This is a genomic window from Sphingomonas phyllosphaerae, assembly GCF_029623345.1.
In the GTDB taxonomy this organism is placed as follows: Bacteria; Pseudomonadota; Alphaproteobacteria; order Sphingomonadales; family Sphingomonadaceae; genus Sphingomonas; species Sphingomonas phyllosphaerae_C.
The window spans coordinates 160,700-178,465 of sequence record NZ_JAPYKH010000007.1 but is presented as its reverse complement, the minus strand read 5'-3'; the positions used below and the strand labels follow the sequence as shown (position 1 = coordinate 178,465).

General features: G+C 71.9%; 17 protein-coding genes. 7 read left to right on the top strand and 10 right to left on the bottom strand.

Features of this window, described 5'->3' with window-relative positions; genetic code table 11:
• Positions 1-77: 77 nt before the first annotated feature.
• The 7 genes from QBJ89_RS09430 to QBJ89_RS09400 all read right to left on the bottom strand — a co-directional run bounded on the left by QBJ89_RS09430 (position 78) and on the right by QBJ89_RS09400 (position 7,524).
• The gene (locus tag QBJ89_RS09430; RefSeq protein WP_277980261.1) at positions 78-2,348 is read right to left on the bottom strand and encodes a TonB-dependent receptor; all 2,271 of its coding nucleotides are present in this window, start codon (positions 2,346-2,348) and stop codon (positions 78-80) included.
• 272 nt (positions 2,349-2,620) lie between these two features.
• Positions 2,621-3,025, bottom strand: a complete 405-nt coding sequence (locus tag QBJ89_RS09425) for a RidA family protein (RefSeq protein ID WP_277980260.1) — start codon at positions 3,023-3,025, stop codon at positions 2,621-2,623.
• A gap of 35 nt (positions 3,026-3,060) precedes the next feature.
• Positions 3,061-3,546 (bottom strand): VOC family protein, encoded by a 486-nt coding sequence (locus tag QBJ89_RS09420; RefSeq protein WP_277980259.1) that lies wholly within the window; start codon positions 3,544-3,546, stop codon positions 3,061-3,063.
• A gap of 138 nt (positions 3,547-3,684) precedes the next feature.
• The gene (locus QBJ89_RS09415; protein WP_277980258.1) at positions 3,685-5,103 is read right to left on the bottom strand and encodes an NAD(P)/FAD-dependent oxidoreductase; all 1,419 of its coding nucleotides are present in this window, start codon (positions 5,101-5,103) and stop codon (positions 3,685-3,687) included.
• Positions 5,100-5,390, bottom strand: coding sequence for a 2Fe-2S iron-sulfur cluster-binding protein (locus QBJ89_RS09410; protein ID WP_277980257.1), 291 nt, complete (start codon positions 5,388-5,390; stop codon positions 5,100-5,102). The genes QBJ89_RS09415 and QBJ89_RS09410 overlap by 4 nt, the downstream gene beginning before the upstream one ends.
• Positions 5,390-6,589: an NAD(P)/FAD-dependent oxidoreductase gene (locus QBJ89_RS09405; protein WP_277980256.1), complete on the bottom strand. Its 1,200-nt coding sequence runs from the start codon at positions 6,587-6,589 to the stop codon at positions 5,390-5,392. The genes QBJ89_RS09410 and QBJ89_RS09405 overlap by 1 nt, the downstream gene beginning before the upstream one ends.
• 5 nt (positions 6,590-6,594) lie before the next feature.
• Complete coding sequence (locus QBJ89_RS09400; RefSeq protein WP_277980255.1) at positions 6,595-7,524, bottom strand: dihydrodipicolinate synthase family protein; 930 nt, start codon at positions 7,522-7,524, stop codon at positions 6,595-6,597.
• A gap of 129 nt (positions 7,525-7,653) precedes the next feature.
• Between QBJ89_RS09400 and QBJ89_RS09395 the strand changes: the two genes are divergently transcribed.
• The 4 genes from QBJ89_RS09395 (at position 7,654) to QBJ89_RS09380 (ending at position 11,852) form a co-directional block, all read left to right on the top strand.
• Positions 7,654-8,592, top strand: a complete 939-nt coding sequence (locus QBJ89_RS09395) for a LysR family transcriptional regulator (protein ID WP_277980254.1) — start codon at positions 7,654-7,656, stop codon at positions 8,590-8,592.
• A 64-nt stretch (positions 8,593-8,656) separates the two neighbouring features.
• Positions 8,657-8,881, top strand: a complete 225-nt coding sequence (locus QBJ89_RS09390; RefSeq protein WP_277980253.1) for a DUF3311 domain-containing protein — start codon at positions 8,657-8,659, stop codon at positions 8,879-8,881.
• Positions 8,878-10,326 (top strand): sodium:solute symporter family protein, encoded by a 1,449-nt coding sequence (locus QBJ89_RS09385; RefSeq protein WP_277980252.1) that lies wholly within the window; start codon positions 8,878-8,880, stop codon positions 10,324-10,326. The genes QBJ89_RS09390 and QBJ89_RS09385 overlap by 4 nt, the downstream gene beginning before the upstream one ends.
• Positions 10,323-11,852 (top strand): carboxylesterase/lipase family protein, encoded by a 1,530-nt coding sequence (locus QBJ89_RS09380; RefSeq protein WP_277980251.1) that lies wholly within the window; start codon positions 10,323-10,325, stop codon positions 11,850-11,852. Before QBJ89_RS09385 ends, QBJ89_RS09380 begins: the two co-directional genes overlap by 4 nt.
• A 9-nt stretch (positions 11,853-11,861) precedes the next feature.
• Here the strand turns inward: QBJ89_RS09380 and QBJ89_RS09375 are convergent, their stop codons facing one another.
• Genes QBJ89_RS09375 through QBJ89_RS09365 form a run of 3 tightly spaced genes read right to left on the bottom strand, consistent with a single transcriptional unit; the run spans position 11,862 to position 13,203 of the window.
• Positions 11,862-12,248, bottom strand: a complete 387-nt coding sequence (locus tag QBJ89_RS09375; protein ID WP_277980250.1) for an acyl-CoA thioesterase — start codon at positions 12,246-12,248, stop codon at positions 11,862-11,864.
• A complete protein-coding gene (locus tag QBJ89_RS09370; protein ID WP_277980249.1) occupies positions 12,245-12,739 on the bottom strand; it encodes a MarR family winged helix-turn-helix transcriptional regulator in 495 nt (164 codons plus the stop codon). The genes QBJ89_RS09375 and QBJ89_RS09370 overlap by 4 nt, the downstream gene beginning before the upstream one ends.
• Positions 12,736-13,203, bottom strand: coding sequence for a MarR family winged helix-turn-helix transcriptional regulator (locus QBJ89_RS09365; protein ID WP_277980248.1), 468 nt, complete (start codon positions 13,201-13,203; stop codon positions 12,736-12,738). The genes QBJ89_RS09370 and QBJ89_RS09365 overlap by 4 nt, the downstream gene beginning before the upstream one ends.
• A 135-nt stretch (positions 13,204-13,338) precedes the next feature.
• On the opposite strand from QBJ89_RS09365, the gene QBJ89_RS09360 reads away from it, so the two are divergent.
• Genes QBJ89_RS09360 through QBJ89_RS09350 form a run of 3 tightly spaced genes read left to right on the top strand, consistent with a single transcriptional unit; the run spans position 13,339 to position 17,757 of the window.
• Positions 13,339-14,118, top strand: a complete 780-nt coding sequence (locus QBJ89_RS09360) for a cyclase family protein (protein WP_277980247.1) — start codon at positions 13,339-13,341, stop codon at positions 14,116-14,118.
• A 4-nt stretch (positions 14,119-14,122) separates the two neighbouring features.
• Entirely contained in the window at positions 14,123-16,264 is a 2,142-nt protein-coding gene (locus tag QBJ89_RS09355) for an indolepyruvate ferredoxin oxidoreductase subunit alpha (protein ID WP_277980246.1), read from the top strand.
• A complete protein-coding gene (locus QBJ89_RS09350) occupies positions 16,264-17,757 on the top strand; it encodes an indolepyruvate oxidoreductase subunit beta family protein (RefSeq protein ID WP_277980245.1) in 1,494 nt (497 codons plus the stop codon). The genes QBJ89_RS09355 and QBJ89_RS09350 overlap by 1 nt, the downstream gene beginning before the upstream one ends.
• Positions 17,758-17,766: the final 9 nt, after the last annotated feature.

Sequence of the window (17,766 nt, the reverse complement as noted above, 5' to 3'; positions counted from 1 at the left end):
TTCCCCCGCGGTCGCGGCCGTCGCGGCGGTGAGCGCGACGAGCGCAACTGCGCCCTGCCGGAGCTGGACGGGGCGGATCAGAACCGCACCGTGCCGGCGAGCGTGACCGTGCGCGGTCGGCTGATGTAGAATCCGTCGGGGTACACGCCGGGGACGATCTCGTTGTAGTTGATCGGCGTATTGTCGTCGAACAGGTTGGTCATATTGAGGTTGAGCGCCCACGGCCCGCGCGAGACCCCGGCGCGCAGTCCGACCAACCAATAAGAGTCGAGCGCGCGGTAATTGGCGATCGCCGGGTTGAACTTGGTCGCCATCGATCCCTGGTAGCTCGCGTCGGCGCCGATCGTTCCCTCCAGCCCGGCGTCGCCGATCGGTGCGCTGTACGAGAAGCCGGCCGAGCCGGTCCACTCGGGCACATAAGGCACGCGGTCGCCCTTGCGCCCGGTGGCGGGAACGGGGTTGTCCTCGCTCAGCTCCGCCAGGCTGTAGTTGAGCCCGAGGTTGAGCTGCAACCCGGCGACCGGGCGCGCGTCCAGCGTCAGCTCGGCACCCTTGACCGACGCCTTGCCGCCGTTGCCGGTGAACGGGAAGGAGACCGTGCCCGCGCTGGCCTGGTCGGTCACCTGGATGTTCGACCAGTCGATGTAATAGACCGCGCCATTGAGGTAGAGCTTGCGATCGAGCAGCGCCGTCTTCACGCCGAGCTCGTAGTTCCACAGCGAATCCGAGCCGTAGCCCGCCGGGATCGACACGTTGGCAAGCTCGGCGGCGGTCTGGTCGTTGGTGCCGCCGGAGCGATAGCCCTGCGCCACCTGGACATAGGCGTTGACCTGCTCGTTGACCTTCCACGCCAGGTTGAAGCGCCCGATCAGCCCGCTGTCGCTCGCCTTGAGCAGCGGGCCCGGTCCCGCGCCGGTGCCGCCACCGGCGCTGACGATCGCAACCGAGCGCTGCTCCAGGTTGAAGTCGAAGAGCCGCGCACCGACGGTCAGCGTCAGATTTGGCACGAAGGCGTAGCTCGCCTCGCCGAACAGCGCTTTCTCCTTGATATCGGTGCCGACGGTGCGATCGAGCAGCAGGCGCGTGCTGGCGTCGATCACCCCCTGCGCGTTCACCGTCGGCCAGTAACTGCGATAATTGCGGTTCTCGTTCTGATAGAAGCCGCCGAACAGCAACTGGAACGGGCCACCGAAGTCGGAGGCGAAGCGCAGCTCGGCGCTGTCGACGCGGCGGTGCTTGACCTGGCGCAGGAGCGAGCGGCCGGCACCGTCGTACGGCAAGTCGAAGAAGGCCTGCGCCGCCAGCGAGGCATCGCGGTTGAAGTCGGTATCGCGCACGAAGCGCGAGCTGGTCGCGGTGACGGTGCCGAACGGCTGCGCATAAGTCAGTGTCGCGTTGTAGATCTCGCTCTCGTCGTCATACGGCGCGCGCGCGACATCGGCCTGCTGATAGCGGTAACCCGTGAGGGGAGCACCGGCGAAGTCGACGCGATTGTAGAAGTTCTTCGCGTCCTGATGGACCTTCTGGTACATCGCCATACCGTCCAGCGTGAGATCGGGCGTGATCTGGAGCCGCGCCTGCAACCGCCCGGCCTTGCTCTTCTCGGCGTTGGCGCCTTCCTGAAAGCGGTTGTCGATATAGCCGGGCAGATCGGCGTAGAAGCCCGAGGCGCGCACCGCGAGTACGCCCGCGATCACCGGTATGTTGATCGCACCGTCGGTCTGTAGCCCGAGATCGGCGCCGCGCGTCGCGCGCAGGCCCGACTGGACGTAGCCGGTCCAGCGATCGAGCTTGGGCTTGGCGGTGATGTAGCGGATCGTGCCCGCCATCGAACTGGCCCCGAAGGTGGTGCCCTGCGGCCCGCGCAGCACCTCGACGCGGTCGATATCGAACAGCTTGATGTCGGGCGCCTGGCCCGAGCCGTCCTGGGCGTTCTCGCCGGTGATCACGGTCTCGTCGAGATAGAGGCCGACGGTGCCGGCACCGTTCGAGTTGATGCCGCGGATGACGTAGCGCTTGTCACCCGGCCCCTCGTCCTGCACCGACAGGCCCGGAACGGAGCGATAGAAGTCGGCGAAATCGACCGCGCCGCGCGCCTTGAGGTCGTCGCCGCTCAGTGCCTGGACCGAGATCGGCGTGTCCTGCACCGTGCTGGCGACGCGCTTGGAAGCGGTGACGACGATGTCACCCGCCGCGGCGCCGACGCTCGGCTCGGTCTCGGCGGTGGCGTTCTGTGCGTCGTTCGTCGCCGGAGACTGCTGCGCTTGCGCGGTGGCAGCGAACAGCGCTGCCGCCATGGCTGCGCCGCTGGCCGACAAAAAAAAGGCGATGATGTTGGGACAACGCATGGAGATCCTCCCCTGCAAGGGTTGGTAAGAGTACGATGCCCGCCTGCGGACGCTTCCGACGTGTGAGCCGTCGGTAAGCGTGAGATCATGATCTATCTTGGTCGCCTTCCCTGCAATGCGGCGGAGGCGAGGACTTCGTTGCGCTGCGCACAACACTGCCGTGATACGGTTTCGTTACCGCGAACCCACGCCACGCGCTTGGGTGAGTGCAAGATATAGCCGACATATCTGACCGTTAAGGCACTCAGGTTGGCTGTGGTGTGCCCGCCTGATCAGTCCGGCAGCGCCGCGATCGCTTCTATCTCGACCAGGAAGTCGGGCAGCGCCAGCGCCTGCACCCCGATGAAGGTATTGGGCGCGGGCATCGCCTCGCCGTAGAAGGCGCCGACCTCCTGGAGCACGATGCCGAGCTTGGCGGGTTCGTGGTCGACGACATAGGTGCGCAGCCGCACGATGTCGGCCGCGCTCGCGCCCGCCGCCTCGAGCACCGTGCGCAGGTTGGCGAGGGCCTGGCGCGTCTGCGCGGCGAGATCGCCCGCGGCGACGTTCAGCTCCTTGTCCCAGCCGACCTGTCCGGCGAGGTGCAGGGTGCGACCACCGTGCTGCACCGTCGCATGGCTGAAACCGAACTGCAGGCTGTCGTAGAGCGCGGGCGGGTTGAGACGTTCGATCGGCATAAGCTCTCCTGGGTCTGGCGCGGACGGGGCGGCGATCAGTCGACGATCTCGAGCTGATGGCCGAAGGGATCGAGCACGTAGAGGTTCTTGTGGCCGGCGAGCGGGCCGGCATCGATCACGATCGTCTCCATGACCGTGCAGCCGTGCGCCGCCAGGTAGCGTGCCGCCTTGTCGACGTCGTCGACGCGCAGGCCGAGGTGATGGCCGCCGCGGTCGCAGTTGCGCGGCAGCTCGGTGCGGCGGTCGTCGGGCTTGTCATACTGCACCAGCTGGAAGTTGAGGTTGGCCGTCAGCTTGAGCATCGCCAGCGTCAGCCGCGCGCCGGGCACGTTGACGTGCGACGCCATCCAGTCGCGGCCGTCGTCACCCGGCGGGATGTCGGCGGCGTCGAGCGGCCCCATGCGGAACAGCTCGGTCGCGCCGAACACCTCGGTGTAGAAGCGCACCGCCGCGTCGAGGTCGGGCACCGTCCAGGAGACATGGTCGGCCTCAAGGAAGAGCGGGCGATCGTGGTCGGCCATGGGCGCATACTCCTGCTGGTCGGGTCTGGCGGCGAGTGTGCTGGGGCGGCCAGGAACGGACAAGCGCGCGCGGGCGACGACTTCGTTGCGTCAGCGACAACCCGCCCCGTCGCGTGAGCGACAGCCCGCCCCGTCGCGTCAGTGACAGTCCGCCCCGCCGACGCTCGCGATCGGCACCGGACGGACCGGGAAGCGCGGCGTGAAGCCACCGATCGCCGCGGGCGCGACGCCGGTCCGCTCCGCCAGCAACCGCAGCACCGCCGCCTCGCAGCCGCGTCCCTGGCACAGCCCCATGCCCGCGCGCGTGACCAGCTTGAGCGCGCTCGCGTCGGACGGCGCCGCGACGCCCCCGGCCGCGGCAAGTAGCTGCGCCCGCGTGACATCCTCGCAGCGGCAGACGATTGTGTCGTCGCTCGCCAAGCGCGTCACCACAGCGCGCGGGTCGGCGACGGCGTCAAGCAGCGCCGCGAAACCGCGCAGGCGGGCGAGCCGGCGCCGCGGCTCCGCCACCGCGCGCTCGGCGGCCGCCGCATCGATCCGCCCGGCGTCACGCGCCACCGCGATCCCCGCGATCCGCCCCTCCTCCAGCGCGGCGGGCGCTCCGGCGACGCCGGTGGTCTCGCCCGCGACGTACAGGCCGGGCACGTCGCCGCGCTGCCACGCGTCCGCCACGGTGGCCCAGCCGCCGGTGCGCTCGACCCAGCGCGCGGTCGCGCCGAGGCTACGCGGCAGGTCGGCCTGGGGCAGGAAGCCGAAGCAGAGGCCGACGCGGTCGCAGGCGATCACCTCACCCGCCTCGCCGGGCACGCCGACGCGCGCAGCCACGACCTCGTCGCTGCCCTCGACCGCCAGCACGGTCCGACCGAAGCGGATCGGCACGCCGGCGCGGCGCAGGCGCACGTAGCTCGCCGCTGCCGCGGCCAGCGGTCCGGCGTGCCGCAGCGCGGAACCGGCATGATGGGCGAGCGCCCCCGCAGCCGCGGCGGGCGCCTGCGCGAACAGCAGCGCCGCGACCTCGCCCCCCGCGGCGACGATCTGATCGGCCAGGATCAGTTGCAGCGGGTGCGTGCCCGCGAGCACGAAGCGCTCGCCCGGCACCAGCCGCTGGCTCTTCACGAAGGCCTGGATCGCGCCCGCGCTCATGACCCCGGGCAGCGTCCACCCCGGCAGCGGCACCGGCAGGTCGTAGCAGCCCGCCGCCACCAGCAAGCGCCGCGCCGCGATGCGACGGCCCGGCGCGCCGTCGGTCGGCACCGCGATCAGCGCGAACCCCGCCGCTTCGCGCAGCACACCCGCCACCGAGGTGCGCCCCGACCAGGTGAGGCCGGGCAGCGCCTCGGCGCGCGCGAGCTGGCGCTTCAGCGCACGATAACCGCGTCCGTCGAGCCAGCGCGGCACCGTCATGCCCAGGGGCGGCTGGCGCAGGATCTGCCCGCCCATGCGCGCCTGCTCGTCGAGCATCACCACGGTCAGCCCGGCGGCGACCGCCTGCTCGGCCGCCGCCTGCCCGGCCGGGCCGCCGCCGACGATCGCGAGGTCGTAGCAGGGCTCGCTCACGCCGCGCCGTCCCGCGTCGTCACACACTGCCCCGGTGCCGCGTCGACCAGGCAGGCGCGCACCCGTCGCGCCTCGCCGTCCCGCTCGATCAGCACGAGGCACTCGCAGCACGTTCCCATGTTGCACCACAGGCCGCGCGGCCGGTCGTGGCGATCGCGACGGAAAGCGGCGTGCCCGGCCGCGAGCATCGCCGCGGCGATGGTCTCGCCGGGGTGAAAAGACACGCGCTCGCCATCCACCATGATCTCGGCCGCGACCCCCCGCGCGGTATCCGCCACCCGCGCCATCACGCCAGCATCGCGTTGAGGTGCGCGAAGCGCGCGGGCGCGACCAGTGCCATCGCCGCGGCCGCGTCCCCCGCGGACCGGCCGAGCATCTCCGCGCTGACCACGCGCGCGAGCGTCGGGCCGAGCGTGAAGCCCGATCCGCCGGCGATGACGAACAGACCGGGGCGACCCGGCACCGCGCCGGCGAGCGGCAGCTGGTCGGCAGTGATGGCGACCACCCCGGTCCAGGTGCGGATCAGGTTGAGTGCGCCGACGCGCGGCACCGTCGCCGCCGCGACCGCGAGATTGCCAGTAAGCGAATCGGGCAGCACCATCGGCGCACGCGCAAGGTCGAACCCACCCTCGCCGCGCGCGAGCCGCGACGGCCAGCCACCGCCGATCAGCACGTTGCCGTCATGCGCCTGCTTCATCGAGAGGCGGCGGCCGACGTGCTGCACGAGGTGCGGCAGGAACGGCGCGACACGCTCGGTGACGTTCATCTGCAGCCCGATCGGGAAGACGGGCAAGTGCACCCCCGCGAGCGCGCCCACCGCCATCGTCCACGCGCCCGCCGCGATCAGTACGGCCGCGGCGGCCACCTCGACGTCGGCGGTGCCCCGCCGCAGCGTCGCTCTCCAGCCGCCCGGTGCCGGGACGAGCGCGCGTAGCGCCGTCCGGGGACGCAGACGCGCGCCCGCCGACGCCGCGGCGTCCGCGAGCGCGCGGGTGACCAAGCGGGGATTGGCATGGCCCTCGTCCGCGAGGAAGCTGGCGGCACGCACGTCATCCGCCAGATAGGGTGCGATCGCCCGCGCTTGCGCGCCGTCGATCAGCTCGGTCGGCAATCCCCAGCGCGCCTCCAGCGCCGCCTTGCGCTCGAGCAGACGTACCTCATCGTCGCTCTGCGCCACCATCAGCCCGCCCTGCATCGCCACGTCGAGACGGTCGTCGCCGAGTGCCGCCGGCAGGTCGCGCCACTCGGCGATGGCGAGGCGGCTCAGCGCGACGGTGCGCGCCGCCTGATCCGCCAGCGCTTCGCCGTGTTCCAGGAAGCGCCGCTCGATCTGGAAGTGCAGCGACCCGGCGTTCTGCCCCGACGCGCCGGCATTCAGCTCGCCACGCTCGACCAGCAGCACGTCGGTGCCCGCGCGTGCGAGGTGCCACGCCGCCGCGCACCCGATCAGCCCGCCACCGATGATCAGCACGTCGGCGGCATCCATGCGCGTCAGGCCTTGCCGAGCGCCGCCAGCGTCGCGCCGATGCGCTCGCGCGCCTCCGCCGATACGTCGAGCAACGGCGGGCGGACTCCGCCCAGGGGCATGCCGCGCGCGGCGAACGCCGCTTTGAGGATGGCCGGCCCCGAGCCGAAGCGCCCGACCAGCTCGGGCGTGTACCAGTCGGTCAGCACGCGGCGGTCGTTGCGCCCGCACGCGCGCGCGCCCTCCACGTCCCCCGCCCACAAAAGGTTGTAGAAATCCGGGTGGTCGCGGCCGAGCACCGCGCCGGCGCCCATCGTGCCGTCGCCGCCGCGCGCCTGGAGCAGCGCCAGGCCATGCTCGTCCATGGAAAAGCCGAACACGCGCACCTTCTCCGACAGCGCGAAGAAGGTCTCCACGAAGCGCGCCAGGTTGCTCGTCGACTGTTTGATCGCCACCACTCCGTCGAGGTCTGCGAGTCGCTCCAGCAGCGCGACCGACATATCGATACCGGTGCCCGGCGGCCAGTTGTAGACGCAGATCGGCAGCGGCGAGGCATCGCTCACCGCCTTGTAGAAGCCGAGGATCTCATCCTCGCGCGGGCGGATGTACGGCGGCGGCGTTACCAGGATGCCGTCGAAGCCGGCGGCGTGTGCGTGGCGGGCGAACTCCACTACCTCGTTGGGGGTGAACCAGGTGCAGCCCGCGATCAGCGGCAGCTTGCCGCGCATCTGCGCGCCCGCCGCGTCGAACAAGGCCTTGCGCTCCTGCGGCGACAGGCTGGTCCACTCGCCCGTCGTACCCGCGAGCACCAGCCCGTGCATGCCTTCGGCGTGGAGCCACTCGAGATAGCCGCCGAGCGCGCGCGTATCGAGCGCCAGCTCGGCGTCGAAAGGGGTGACGATCGCGGGGATATAGCCTCGCCAGCCGACCCGCGCCCGCTTCCCGGTGTCTGCCATCACGCATCGCTCCCCTGTGACTGGGAGCCAGATGTCATCGTGCCGCCCGCTCGTGCAATCGCCGCGACGCGGTGTTTTCATTGCGTCTCGCGCAACAAGGCGCCAGCATCATGTCGAAAGGAGCGTGGCATGGCAGACCTGGGCCTGCGGTATCTGTTCGAGGCGGCGCAGGCCGGAACGATGCGCGCCGCGAGCGACAAGCTCGACATCGCGGTCTCGTCGATCAGCCGGCAGATCGCGCAGCTCGAGGAGGAATATGCGCTGCCGCTGATCGAGCGCGGGCGCCGCGCGATCCGGCTGACCGAGGCGGGGCGCGTCGCGGTGGAACATTATCACGCGCAGCTCGCGCAGGAGGAGACGTTCCGCACGCGTCTGGGCGACCTGCGCGGCGTCCGCTCCGGGCACGTGCAGATCGCGGTGGGCGAGGGTTTCCTCGGCCAGTCGCTCACCAGCCTGTTCGACGAGTTCCAGCAGCGCTTCCCCGCGGTGCGCCTGACGATCCTGACCCCCTCGACGGCCGAGATCGTCAGCATGGTGCTTGAGGACGAGGCGCACGTCGGCCTGATCTTCCAGCCGCCGATGGAAGCGAAGATCCGCCTGCGCGGCTCGGCGCGGCAGCCGCTCAAGGTGATCGTCGCGCCGGACCACCCGCTGGCGGAGCGGCGCGGCGTCGAGCTGCGCGACCTGCAGGGCCATGCGCTGTGCCTCGCCCCGAAGCAGTTCCGATTGCGCCAGATCCTCAGTCTTGCCGAGGCGTCGCAGCGGCTCTTCCTGGAACCGGTCATGACGAGCAGCTCGATCCAGATGATGCGCGCCGCGGCGCTGTCGGGCCATTACGCCACCGTGCTGCCGTCGATCTCGGTGCTGGCCGAGCTGCGCGAGGGATCGCTGCGCGCGGTGCCGCTGCACGACGAGGGGGTGGAGGAGACCGCGATCGGCCTGATCACGCGCAGCGGCCGCCAGCTCGAGGGGGCGCCGCTCAAGATGCTCGGCGTGCTCGAGCGGCAGCTGCGGCAGTGGACCGACGACGAGGCGGACGCGACCGACGTTGCGTCCAGCACGACATGAGCGCGCACCCATCGCAATGGCGGTGTGGCTAGCCTGGCGGCTCCCCGGAACGGAGCGTAGCGCCATGGACGAAACCGACAGCCCGCCCGCGGGAGGCCTGCACCGCCGCCACCTGCCGCTCCTGCTACCCTTCCTGTGGCAGGTCGGCGGCGTGCCCTGGGCCAACGGCGTGGCGTGGCGGCCGTGGCACATGCCGTTCCTGCTGCTGTGGGAGCTAGCCGGCGTGGTCATCGCCAGCCTCGCCATCGCCCTGGTCTACCGGCTCGACGCCGCGGCGGCGCCGCGATGATCGCCGCGGCGGTGACGGTGGGCGTGGTGACGGCGACGATGCTGGGCACCGTCGCTTATGGCCGGATGCAGGCGCGCGCGCGCACGATCAGCGAGTGGGCGATCGGCGGGCGCAGTCTCGGATTGCTCGTCTTCTGGTTCCTCAACGCGGGCGAGATCTACACCACCTTTGCGGTGCTCGGCATTTCGGGCTATGCCTGGGCGCACGGCGCGCCGGCGACGCTGGCGCTGTGCTCGGTCTCGCTCGCCGCCGCGATCGGCTATTGGCTGACGCCGCGGATCTGGCGCAGCGGGCGCGCCAGCGGGCTGATGACCCAGGCCGACTTCTTCGCGCACCATTATCGCTCGCGCTGGCTCGGCATCCTTGTCGCGCTGGTCGGGATCGCCGCGCTGGTGATCTACGTCCAGATCCAGATCACCGCGCTGGGGCTGGTGCTGCGCGTGACGCTGGGCGACGTCGACGGCGCCACCGCCGCCGCGCTCGCCGCGGCGGCGATGCTGCTGTTCGTCTTCTTCGCCGGTCTGCGCTCGGCCGCCTTCGCCGCGGGGGTCAAGGACGTGCTGATGGTGCTGCTGGTCGGTGGCCTCGCGCTCACCGTCGCGCGCGAAGTCGGCGCGAGCTCGATCGCGGACCTGTTCCGCCGCGCCGAGGCACTGGCACCCGCCGCCGCGACGCTGCCCGGGCGCGACCCCGCCGCCGGGCTCGGCGTCACCTGGCTGATGACCACCGCGATCAGCGTCGCGGTCGGCACCTATATCTTCCCCCACATGTTCCAGCTCTGCTACGCCGCCGATGCCGCCAAGACGCTGCGCCGCAACGCCATCTTCCAGCCGCTCTACTCGCTGTCGTACCTGTTCATCATCCTGCTCGGCGTGGCCGCGCTGGTCGCGGGGACGCGCCCGCCCGGCGGCGACGCCAATGCGGTGCTGCTGCAGCTTGTCACCGATCGCTATCCCGCCTGGGTGACCGGCCTGTTCGGAGGCACCGCGGCGCTGCTCGCGCTGGTACCGGGTTCGGTGCTGCTGCTGACGATCGGGACGATCTTCACGCGCAACGTGGTCTTGCCGCTGCGCCCCGCGCTCGACGAGCGCGCGCAACTGCTCGCCTCGCGCGCCGCGATGGTCGCCTTCGCCGCGCTCGCGGCCTGGCTCTCGGTCGGGCCGAACCAGTCGCTGGTGACGATCGGGCTGACCGCTTACGCCACGATCGGCATGCTCGCACCCGGCGTCTATCTCGCCTTCCTGCGCCCGGGCGTACCGGCGGTGGCGCTCGGCGCGGGACTGGCGGTGGGCTATGCCGCGATGCTGCTTCCCAGCCCGTTGGCGGCCTGGGCGGCGGCGAGTGGCTTCGATCTGGGGCTCGCCGCGCTGCTTCTCAACGGCGCGACGGTGCTCATCGTCGATGCCGCGCTGCGCCGCGGCCGCGCGCCGCTGGCGGTCGCGTGAACCGGCGCGAGCTGCTGCGGCGCGGCGGTGCCGGCCTCGTCGCGCTCGGCGCCTATCCCGGCGGTGCGGCGGGCGCGGCGGCGCCGGTGCTGCGCGAGCCGCGATGCGGGCCGATCCGCGGCACGAGCGACGGCACGGTGGCGCGCTTCTTCGGCATCCCGTTCGCCCGCCCGCCACTCGACGCACTGCGCTTCCGCGCACCCGAGCCGGCGGCGCGCTGGCGCGAGCCGCTCGCGGCGCGGGCCTATGCACCCTCGCCGGTCCAGCCCGGTTCGCCGCCCGAGGACCCGAGCGCGCCGCTGCCGACCTCGGAGGACTGCCTCTATCTCAACGTCTGGGCGCCCGAGCGGCCCGGGCCGCATCCCGTCCAGGTCTGGGTGCACGGCGGCGGCAACGTCACCGGCTCGACGCGCTTCCCGGTGTTCGACGGCAGCGGCTTCGCGCGCGCCGGCGTCGTCTGCGTCACGATCACCTATCGCACCGGCTGCTGGGGCTTCCTCGACCTCGAGGAGGCGCTTGGCGGGTCCTACGCAGACAGCGGCAACAACGGCCTGCGCGACCAGATCATGGCGTTGCGCTGGGTGCACGACAATATCGCGGCGTTCGGCGGTGACCCCGCGCGCGTGACGCTGGCGGGGCAGAGTGCAGGCGCGAAGGACGTCGTGTCGCTGCTCGCCGCGCCCGCGGCACGCGGCCTGTTCGCCCGCGCAATCGTCGAGAGCGGCGGCGGTCAGACGATCGCGGATCGCACTCGTGCCGCCGAGCTGACGCGCCGCGTCGCGGCCGCCGCCGGCGTCGCCCCCGCCGCGCTGCGCGACCTGCCTGCGCGCGCGCTGCTCGCCGCGCAGACCGCCGTGGTGGCGGCGTACCCGCGCAAATATCCCTTCCGGGCGGTGGTCGGCGGCGCGCTGCTCCCGCAGGCGCCGCTCGCCGCGATCGCCGCCGGCGCGGCGCGCGATGTGCCGCTGCTGCTCGGCTGGAACCGCGACGAGGTGGCGTTCTGGGGACCGCCGGAGCCTGGCGCGGAAGCGGTGCGTGCGGGCGAACTCGCCAACCTCGATCTCGCCACCTTCGCGCCGGTCTATGCGCGCTACGCCGCGCTGGTGCCCGACCCGCTCGCGCGCCGCTACGCCGCGGTGAGCGCGGAGGAATATGGCATACCGACGATCCGGCTGGCGGCGGCGCAGGCGCGCGCGGGTGGCGTGGCCCATCTCTACCGCTTCGACCTGCCGCTCACGACCGGAGCACGCCGCGGCTACGCCATCCACGGCGCCGAGCTGCCGCTCACCTGGGCGCGGCTCGACGATCCCGCCTCGACGGTCTACGGCCCGGTCGGGACGTCGGCGGAGCGGCTGTCGGCGGCGATGCACGGGATGTGGTTGCGCTTCCTGCGCGGGGGCGCGCCCGCCGCGAACTGGCCGAGCTATGACCTGCGTCGGCGCGCGACGATGCGGCTCGACGCCCTGCCCCGCGTCGTCGACGATCTCGCCGGCGCCGAGCGGCTGCTCTGGGACGGCGTGCTGTGACGCCCCCGCTCAGCGCGGGCGCATGTCCTCGGGCCAGGGCACCGCGCGGGCGTGGTCGAGATCCATGCAGACCAGCACCACCTCGCCGCGGAACCGCTGCTCTCCGCCGCAGCTGACCGCCACCCCGATCGTCGCGGACGAGCTGCCGACGCGCCGCACCGTCAGCGCGAGATCGAGCTCGTCGCCGAGGCGGCTCACGGCGACGAACTCGGCGCTGAGCGACACCGTCGGCACCCCGAGGCGTCGCGTCGCGTGCATCTGCGCGAAGCTCGCGCCGAGCGCGGCGAAATAATCCTCGACCGCCGCGTTGAGCATCTCGAAGTAGCGCGGATAGAAGACGATGCCGGCGGCATCGACGTGCGCGAAACGGACGATCTGTCGCGACACGAAGCTCATCGATCCCCCTCCCCCGGCGCGCGCTCGGCGGCGATCGAGCTCTTCACCAGCGCGAGCAGCCGATAGAGCGTCGCCAACTCGTCGCGCGGCACGCCCGCGAGCATCGCCTGAACCCAGCGGTGATGCGACTCGGCCAGCGTGCGGAAGTGCGCGCGCCCCTCCTCGGTCAGCGCGACGATGCTGGAGCGCGCGTCGCCGCTCGCCACGCGGCTCGCCACCATCCCGTCCTGCTCGAGCTGCCGCACCAGCAGGGTGACGTTGCCGTTGGAGACCAGCAAAGCGCGCGACAGCTCGCTCATCGTCATGCCCGCGGACTGACGGTCGAGCGCGGCGAGGACGTCGAAGCGCGGCAGCGTGGTGGCGTGGTGCTCGACGAGGCGGCGCCGGAGCCGCTTCTCCATGACCGTGGAGCAGCTCAGCAGCCGCAGCCACACGCGCACGTCCATCTGCTCGGAGAAGGCGCCGTCATGCTTCTCGCGCAGCTCGCTCACGCGACCTCGTCCAGATTGGCGTGGACGCGGCCGAGCAGCTCGAGCAGCTGGTCGAAGTCGCGTTCGCTGAGGCCGCGGATCACCTGCTCGTACACCGGCGCGCTCGCCGCGCGCGCGGCCGCCAGGCGGCGCTCTCCCTCGGCGCTGAGCGACACCTCGGTGACTCGCGCGTCGTCGGCGCTGTCGCTCACCGCGACCAGGCCGGCGCCGGTCATGCGCTGGATGATGCGGGTCATGGTCGAGAGCGGGATGACGGCAGCGTCCGCGATGTCACGCACGCCGCGCGGCGCGCGCTCGCCCAGGATCATCAGGACGCGCCATGAAGGAATATCGAGGTCGATCGCGCGCAGACGCTCGCCGATCACGCCATTGTAGCGCGAGACCAAGCGGTTGAGCAGGTAGAAGGGATATTTCTCCACCCGGAAGGCAGCGGTGCCAGGATTGCCAAGCTGTCGATCGTCCACGTGCGCCCTCCCCGGAGCGGGCTCTATCGGGGCCGAACGCACGCCGCAACGCACGATCCGAATTTAATTGCACATGCACGTTTCTCATGACAGGCTGCGTGTCACGTCGTCTTCCAGACCCTCGGAGAAGATCGCATGTCGCACGCCGTGCTCGCCGACCTTGCCGCCGCGCTCCAGCGCGGTTCGATCCGCACGATCGACCTGACCCAGCCGCTGTCGGAGGACACGCCGGTGCTGATCCTGCCCGAGCCGTTCGGTCAGACCGCACCGTTCAGCCGGCAGGAGATCTCGCGCTACGACGATCGCGGCGTCGCCTGGCACTGGAACAACTTCACGGTGGGCGAGCACACCGGCACGCACTTCGACGCGCCGGTCCACTGGGTGACCGGCAAGGACCTGCCGCGCAACACGGTCGACACGATCGCGCCCGAGGACTTCGTCGCGCCCGCGGTGGTGATCGACGTCTCCGCCGCCGCGGCGGCCGACCCCGATTATCTCCTCACCGTCGCGGACATCACCGACTGGGAGGCGACGCACGGCCGCATTCCTCCGCGCAGCTGGGTGCTGCTGCGCACCGACTGGTCGACGCGCGACAGCGACGCCTACACCAACCGCCGCGACGACGGCGCACACACGCCCGGGCCCTCCGCGGAAGCAGTGCGCTTCCTCATCGACGAGCGCGACGCGCACGGCCTGGGCGTGGAGACGATCGGTACCGATGCCGGGCAAGCGCACCTGCTCGATCCCGCCTATCCAGCGCACACGCTGTTCCACGGCGCCGGCCGCTACGGGCTGCAATGCCTCGCCAACCTCGATCAGCTGCCGCCGACCGGCGCGGTGGTGATCGCGGCGCCACTCAAGATCGCGGGCGGATCGGGTAGCCCATTGCGGGTGCTCGCGCTGGTGGCGGGCTGAGACGATGGCGGAGCGCTCCTTCAAGCGAGAGGTGGAGCAGCTCCGCCTCGGCGCCGGCGAGACCTTCGCCGGCGAAGGGATCCTCGCGGTCACCAAGGCGCTGCTCCAGGCCGGGGTCGCCTATGTCGGCGGCTACCAGGGCTCGCCGATCAGCCATTTGATGGACGTGTTCGCCGACGCCGACCCGTTGCTGCGCGAGCTGGGCGTGCATTTCGAGTCGAACGCGAGCGAAGCCGCCGCCGCGGCGATGCTGGCCGCCTCGGTCAACTATCCGCTGCGCGGTGCGGTCGCATGGAAGTCGGTGGTGGGCACCAACGTCGCCTCCGACGCGCTGTCGAACATCGCCAGCGGCGGGGTCAAGGGCGGCACGCTCATCATCGTCGGCGAGGATTACGGCGAGGGCTCGTCGATCATGCAGGAGCGCACCCACGCCTTCGCCATGAAGTCGCAGATGTGGCTGCTCGACCCGCGCCCCAACCTGCCCAGCATCGTCGACATGGTCGAGGCCGGCTTCGAGCTGTCCGAGGCGTCGAACACGCCGGTGATGATCGAGCTGCGCGTGCGCGCCTGCCACGTCACCGGCAGCTTCGTCGCGCGCGACAATCGCCGGCCGCCGCTCACCGTCGGCGAGGCCGCGGCCAACCCGGTGCGCGACGTCGACCGGATCGTGCTGCCGCCCGCCAACTTCCTGCACGAGCGCGAGAAGATCGAGCGGCGCTGGCCCGCGGCGCAGCGCTTCATCGCCGAGCGGCGGCTCAACGAATGGTTCGGGCCGGCGCAGGACGAGATCGGCATCATCGTCCAGGGCGGGCTCTACAACACGCTCAATCGCGCGCTCGAGCTGGTCGGCCTGTCGGACGCGCACGGCGCGGCGCGCGTGCCGGTCTACTGCCTCAACGTCACCTACCCGCTGCTGCCCGACGAGGTCGCCGCCTTCTGCGCGGGCAAGCGCGCGGTGCTGATCGTCGAGGAAGGCCAGCCCGAATTTATCGAGCACGAGCTCAACACCTTGCTGCGCCGCGCCGACCTGTCGACGCGCCTGGTCGGCAAGGACCTGCTGCCGCGCGCCGGCGAATATTCGGGCGAGGTGCTGCGCGACGCGCTGCTCGCCTTCTTCGCGGCGCACGCGCCGGGGCGGGTCGCCGCCGCGCCGCCCGCCCCGCCGCCCCCCGAGCCCGAGCTGGCACGCACGGTGCCGCCCCGCCCCGCCGGCTTCTGCACCGGCTGCCCGGAGCGGCCGATCTTCTCGGCGATGAAGCTCGTCCAGCGCGAGCTCGGCGCGCTGCACGTCTCCGCCGACATCGGCTGCCACCTCTTCTCGATCCTGCCGCCGTTCCACATCGGCAACACGACGATGGGCTATGGCCTGGGCACCGCCGGCGCCTCGGCGTTCAAGCCGAGCGAGGGCGCGGGAGCGCGGCGCGCGGTGGCGATGATGGGGGACGGCGGCTTCTGGCACAACGGCCTCACCTCGGGGATCGGCAACGCCGTCTTCAACCAGGACGACACCGTCACGATCGTGGTCGACAACGGTTATTCGGCCGCGACCGGCGGGCAGGACATCCTCTCCTCGCGCGCGGCGAGCGCGACGCGGCGCACCAACAACCCGATCGAGCGCGCGCTCCGCGGCATGGGCGTCGGCTGGGCGCGCACGCTGACGCGCACCTACGACGTGGCGCGGATGCGCGACACGCTCAAGGAAGCGCTGACGACCCCCGAGAAGGGTCCGAAGGTGATCGTCGCCCAGTCGGAGTGCATGCTCAACAAGCAGCGCCGCGTGCGGCCGCTGCTGGCGCAGGCGGCGCGCGAGGGAAAGCGCGTGGTGCGCGAGCGGTTCGGGGTCGATCCCGACACCTGCACCGGGGATCACGCCTGTATCCGCCTGTCGGGCTGTCCGTCGCTGAGCGTGAAGGCCAATCCCGACCCGCTGCGCCACCACCCCGTCACCGCGATCGACGACAGCTGCGTCGGCTGCGGCAATTGCGGCGAGGTGGCGCATGCCGCGGTGCTGTGCCCGTCCTTCTACAAGGCCGAGATCGTGACCAACCCGGGGCGGCTCGAGCGGCTGCTGGCGCGCTGGCGCGCCGCGCTGATCGGCTGGATCCAGGCGCGCGACGCGCGCGCGCTCGCGGCGAGGGCGTTTTGATGGCCGCGTCGACCGCGGGCGAGCGCGATCGGCTCACCGTCGCGATCCTGGCGCTGGGCGGCCAGGGCGGGGGCGTGCTCGCCGACTGGATCCTCGCTCTGGCCGAGGCCGAGGGCTATGTCGCGCAGGGCACCTCCGTCCCCGGCGTGGCGCAGCGCACCGGCTCGACGATCTATTACATCGAGATGGTGCGGCGAGGCGCGCCCGGCGCCAATCACCCCGCGCCGGTCCTGGCGATGACTCCGACGCCCGGCGACGTCGACGTCGTGATCGCATCCGAGCTGATGGAGACCGGGCGCGCGATCCTGCGCGGCTTCGTCAGCGCGGACCGCACCACGCTGATCGGATCGACCCACCGCATCTACGCCATCTCGGAGAAGTCGGCGCTGGGAGACGGCACCGGCGCGGGCGAGCGCATCCTCGACGCCGCGGCGCGGCGATCGAGGCGCTTCGTCGGCTTCGACATGGAGGCGGCCGCGGCTGAGGCTGGCAGCGTGATCAGCTCGGTGATGTTCGGCGCGCTCGCCGGCGCGGGTGCGCTGCCCTTCGCGCGCGAGTCGTTCGAGGCGGCGATCCGCCGCGGCGGGAAAGCGGTCTCCGCCAATCTCGCCGGCTTCGCCGCGGGCATGGCCGCGGCGGGCGAGCGCCGCACCGCGATCGAGGCCGCCGCCGCGCCGCCGGCGGCCACCACGCCCGCCGGTGCCGAGCGCCAGGCGCGCGTGCTCTCCACCCTGCCGGCCGCCGCGCACGCCTCCGCGCTGGAGGGCGTGCGCCGGCTGATGGACTATCAGGACGCGGCCTACGCCGACCTCTACCTCGACCGCCTGGCACCGATCGCCGCGCGCGGCGAACCGGTGCTGTCCGAGGCGGTGGCGCGGCATCTCGCCTTGTGGATGAGCTACGAGGACACGATCCGTGTCGCCGACCTGAAGGTGCGCGCGGCGCGCTCGGCACGCGTCGCGAGCGAGGTCCGGGTCGGCGCGACCCAGCTCCTCACCGTCACCGAATATATGCACCCGCGGCTGCGTGAGGTCTGCGAGACGCTGCCGGCCCGGCTCGGCGCGGCGATCTGGCATCGCCCCGCGCTGCGGCGGCGGCTCGAGCCCTTCTTCTCGCGCGGGCGTCACGTGCGGGTCACCCGCTTGCGCTGGTTCCTGCTGCTGCGGACGGTCGCGGCGATGCGGCGGATCCGCCGGTCGACCTGGCGCTTCGCCGAGGAGCAGGCCCGTATCGAAGAGTGGCTCGCGCTCGTCGCTGCCACGGCGGCGACCGATGTCGCGCTCGCGACCGAGATCGCCGCCACGCAGGAGTTGATCAAGGGCTATAGCGACACGTTCGAGCGCGGCCTGCGCCACTTCACGCTCGTCAGCGAGGCCGCTCGGCGGCTGACGGGTCGCACCGATGCGGCGGCGCAGGTCCGCGCGCTGCGCGCCGCCGCGCTGGCGGATGAGGACGGTGACGCGCTCGCAGCGGCGCTCGCCACGGCGGCGTGACCGCAGAGA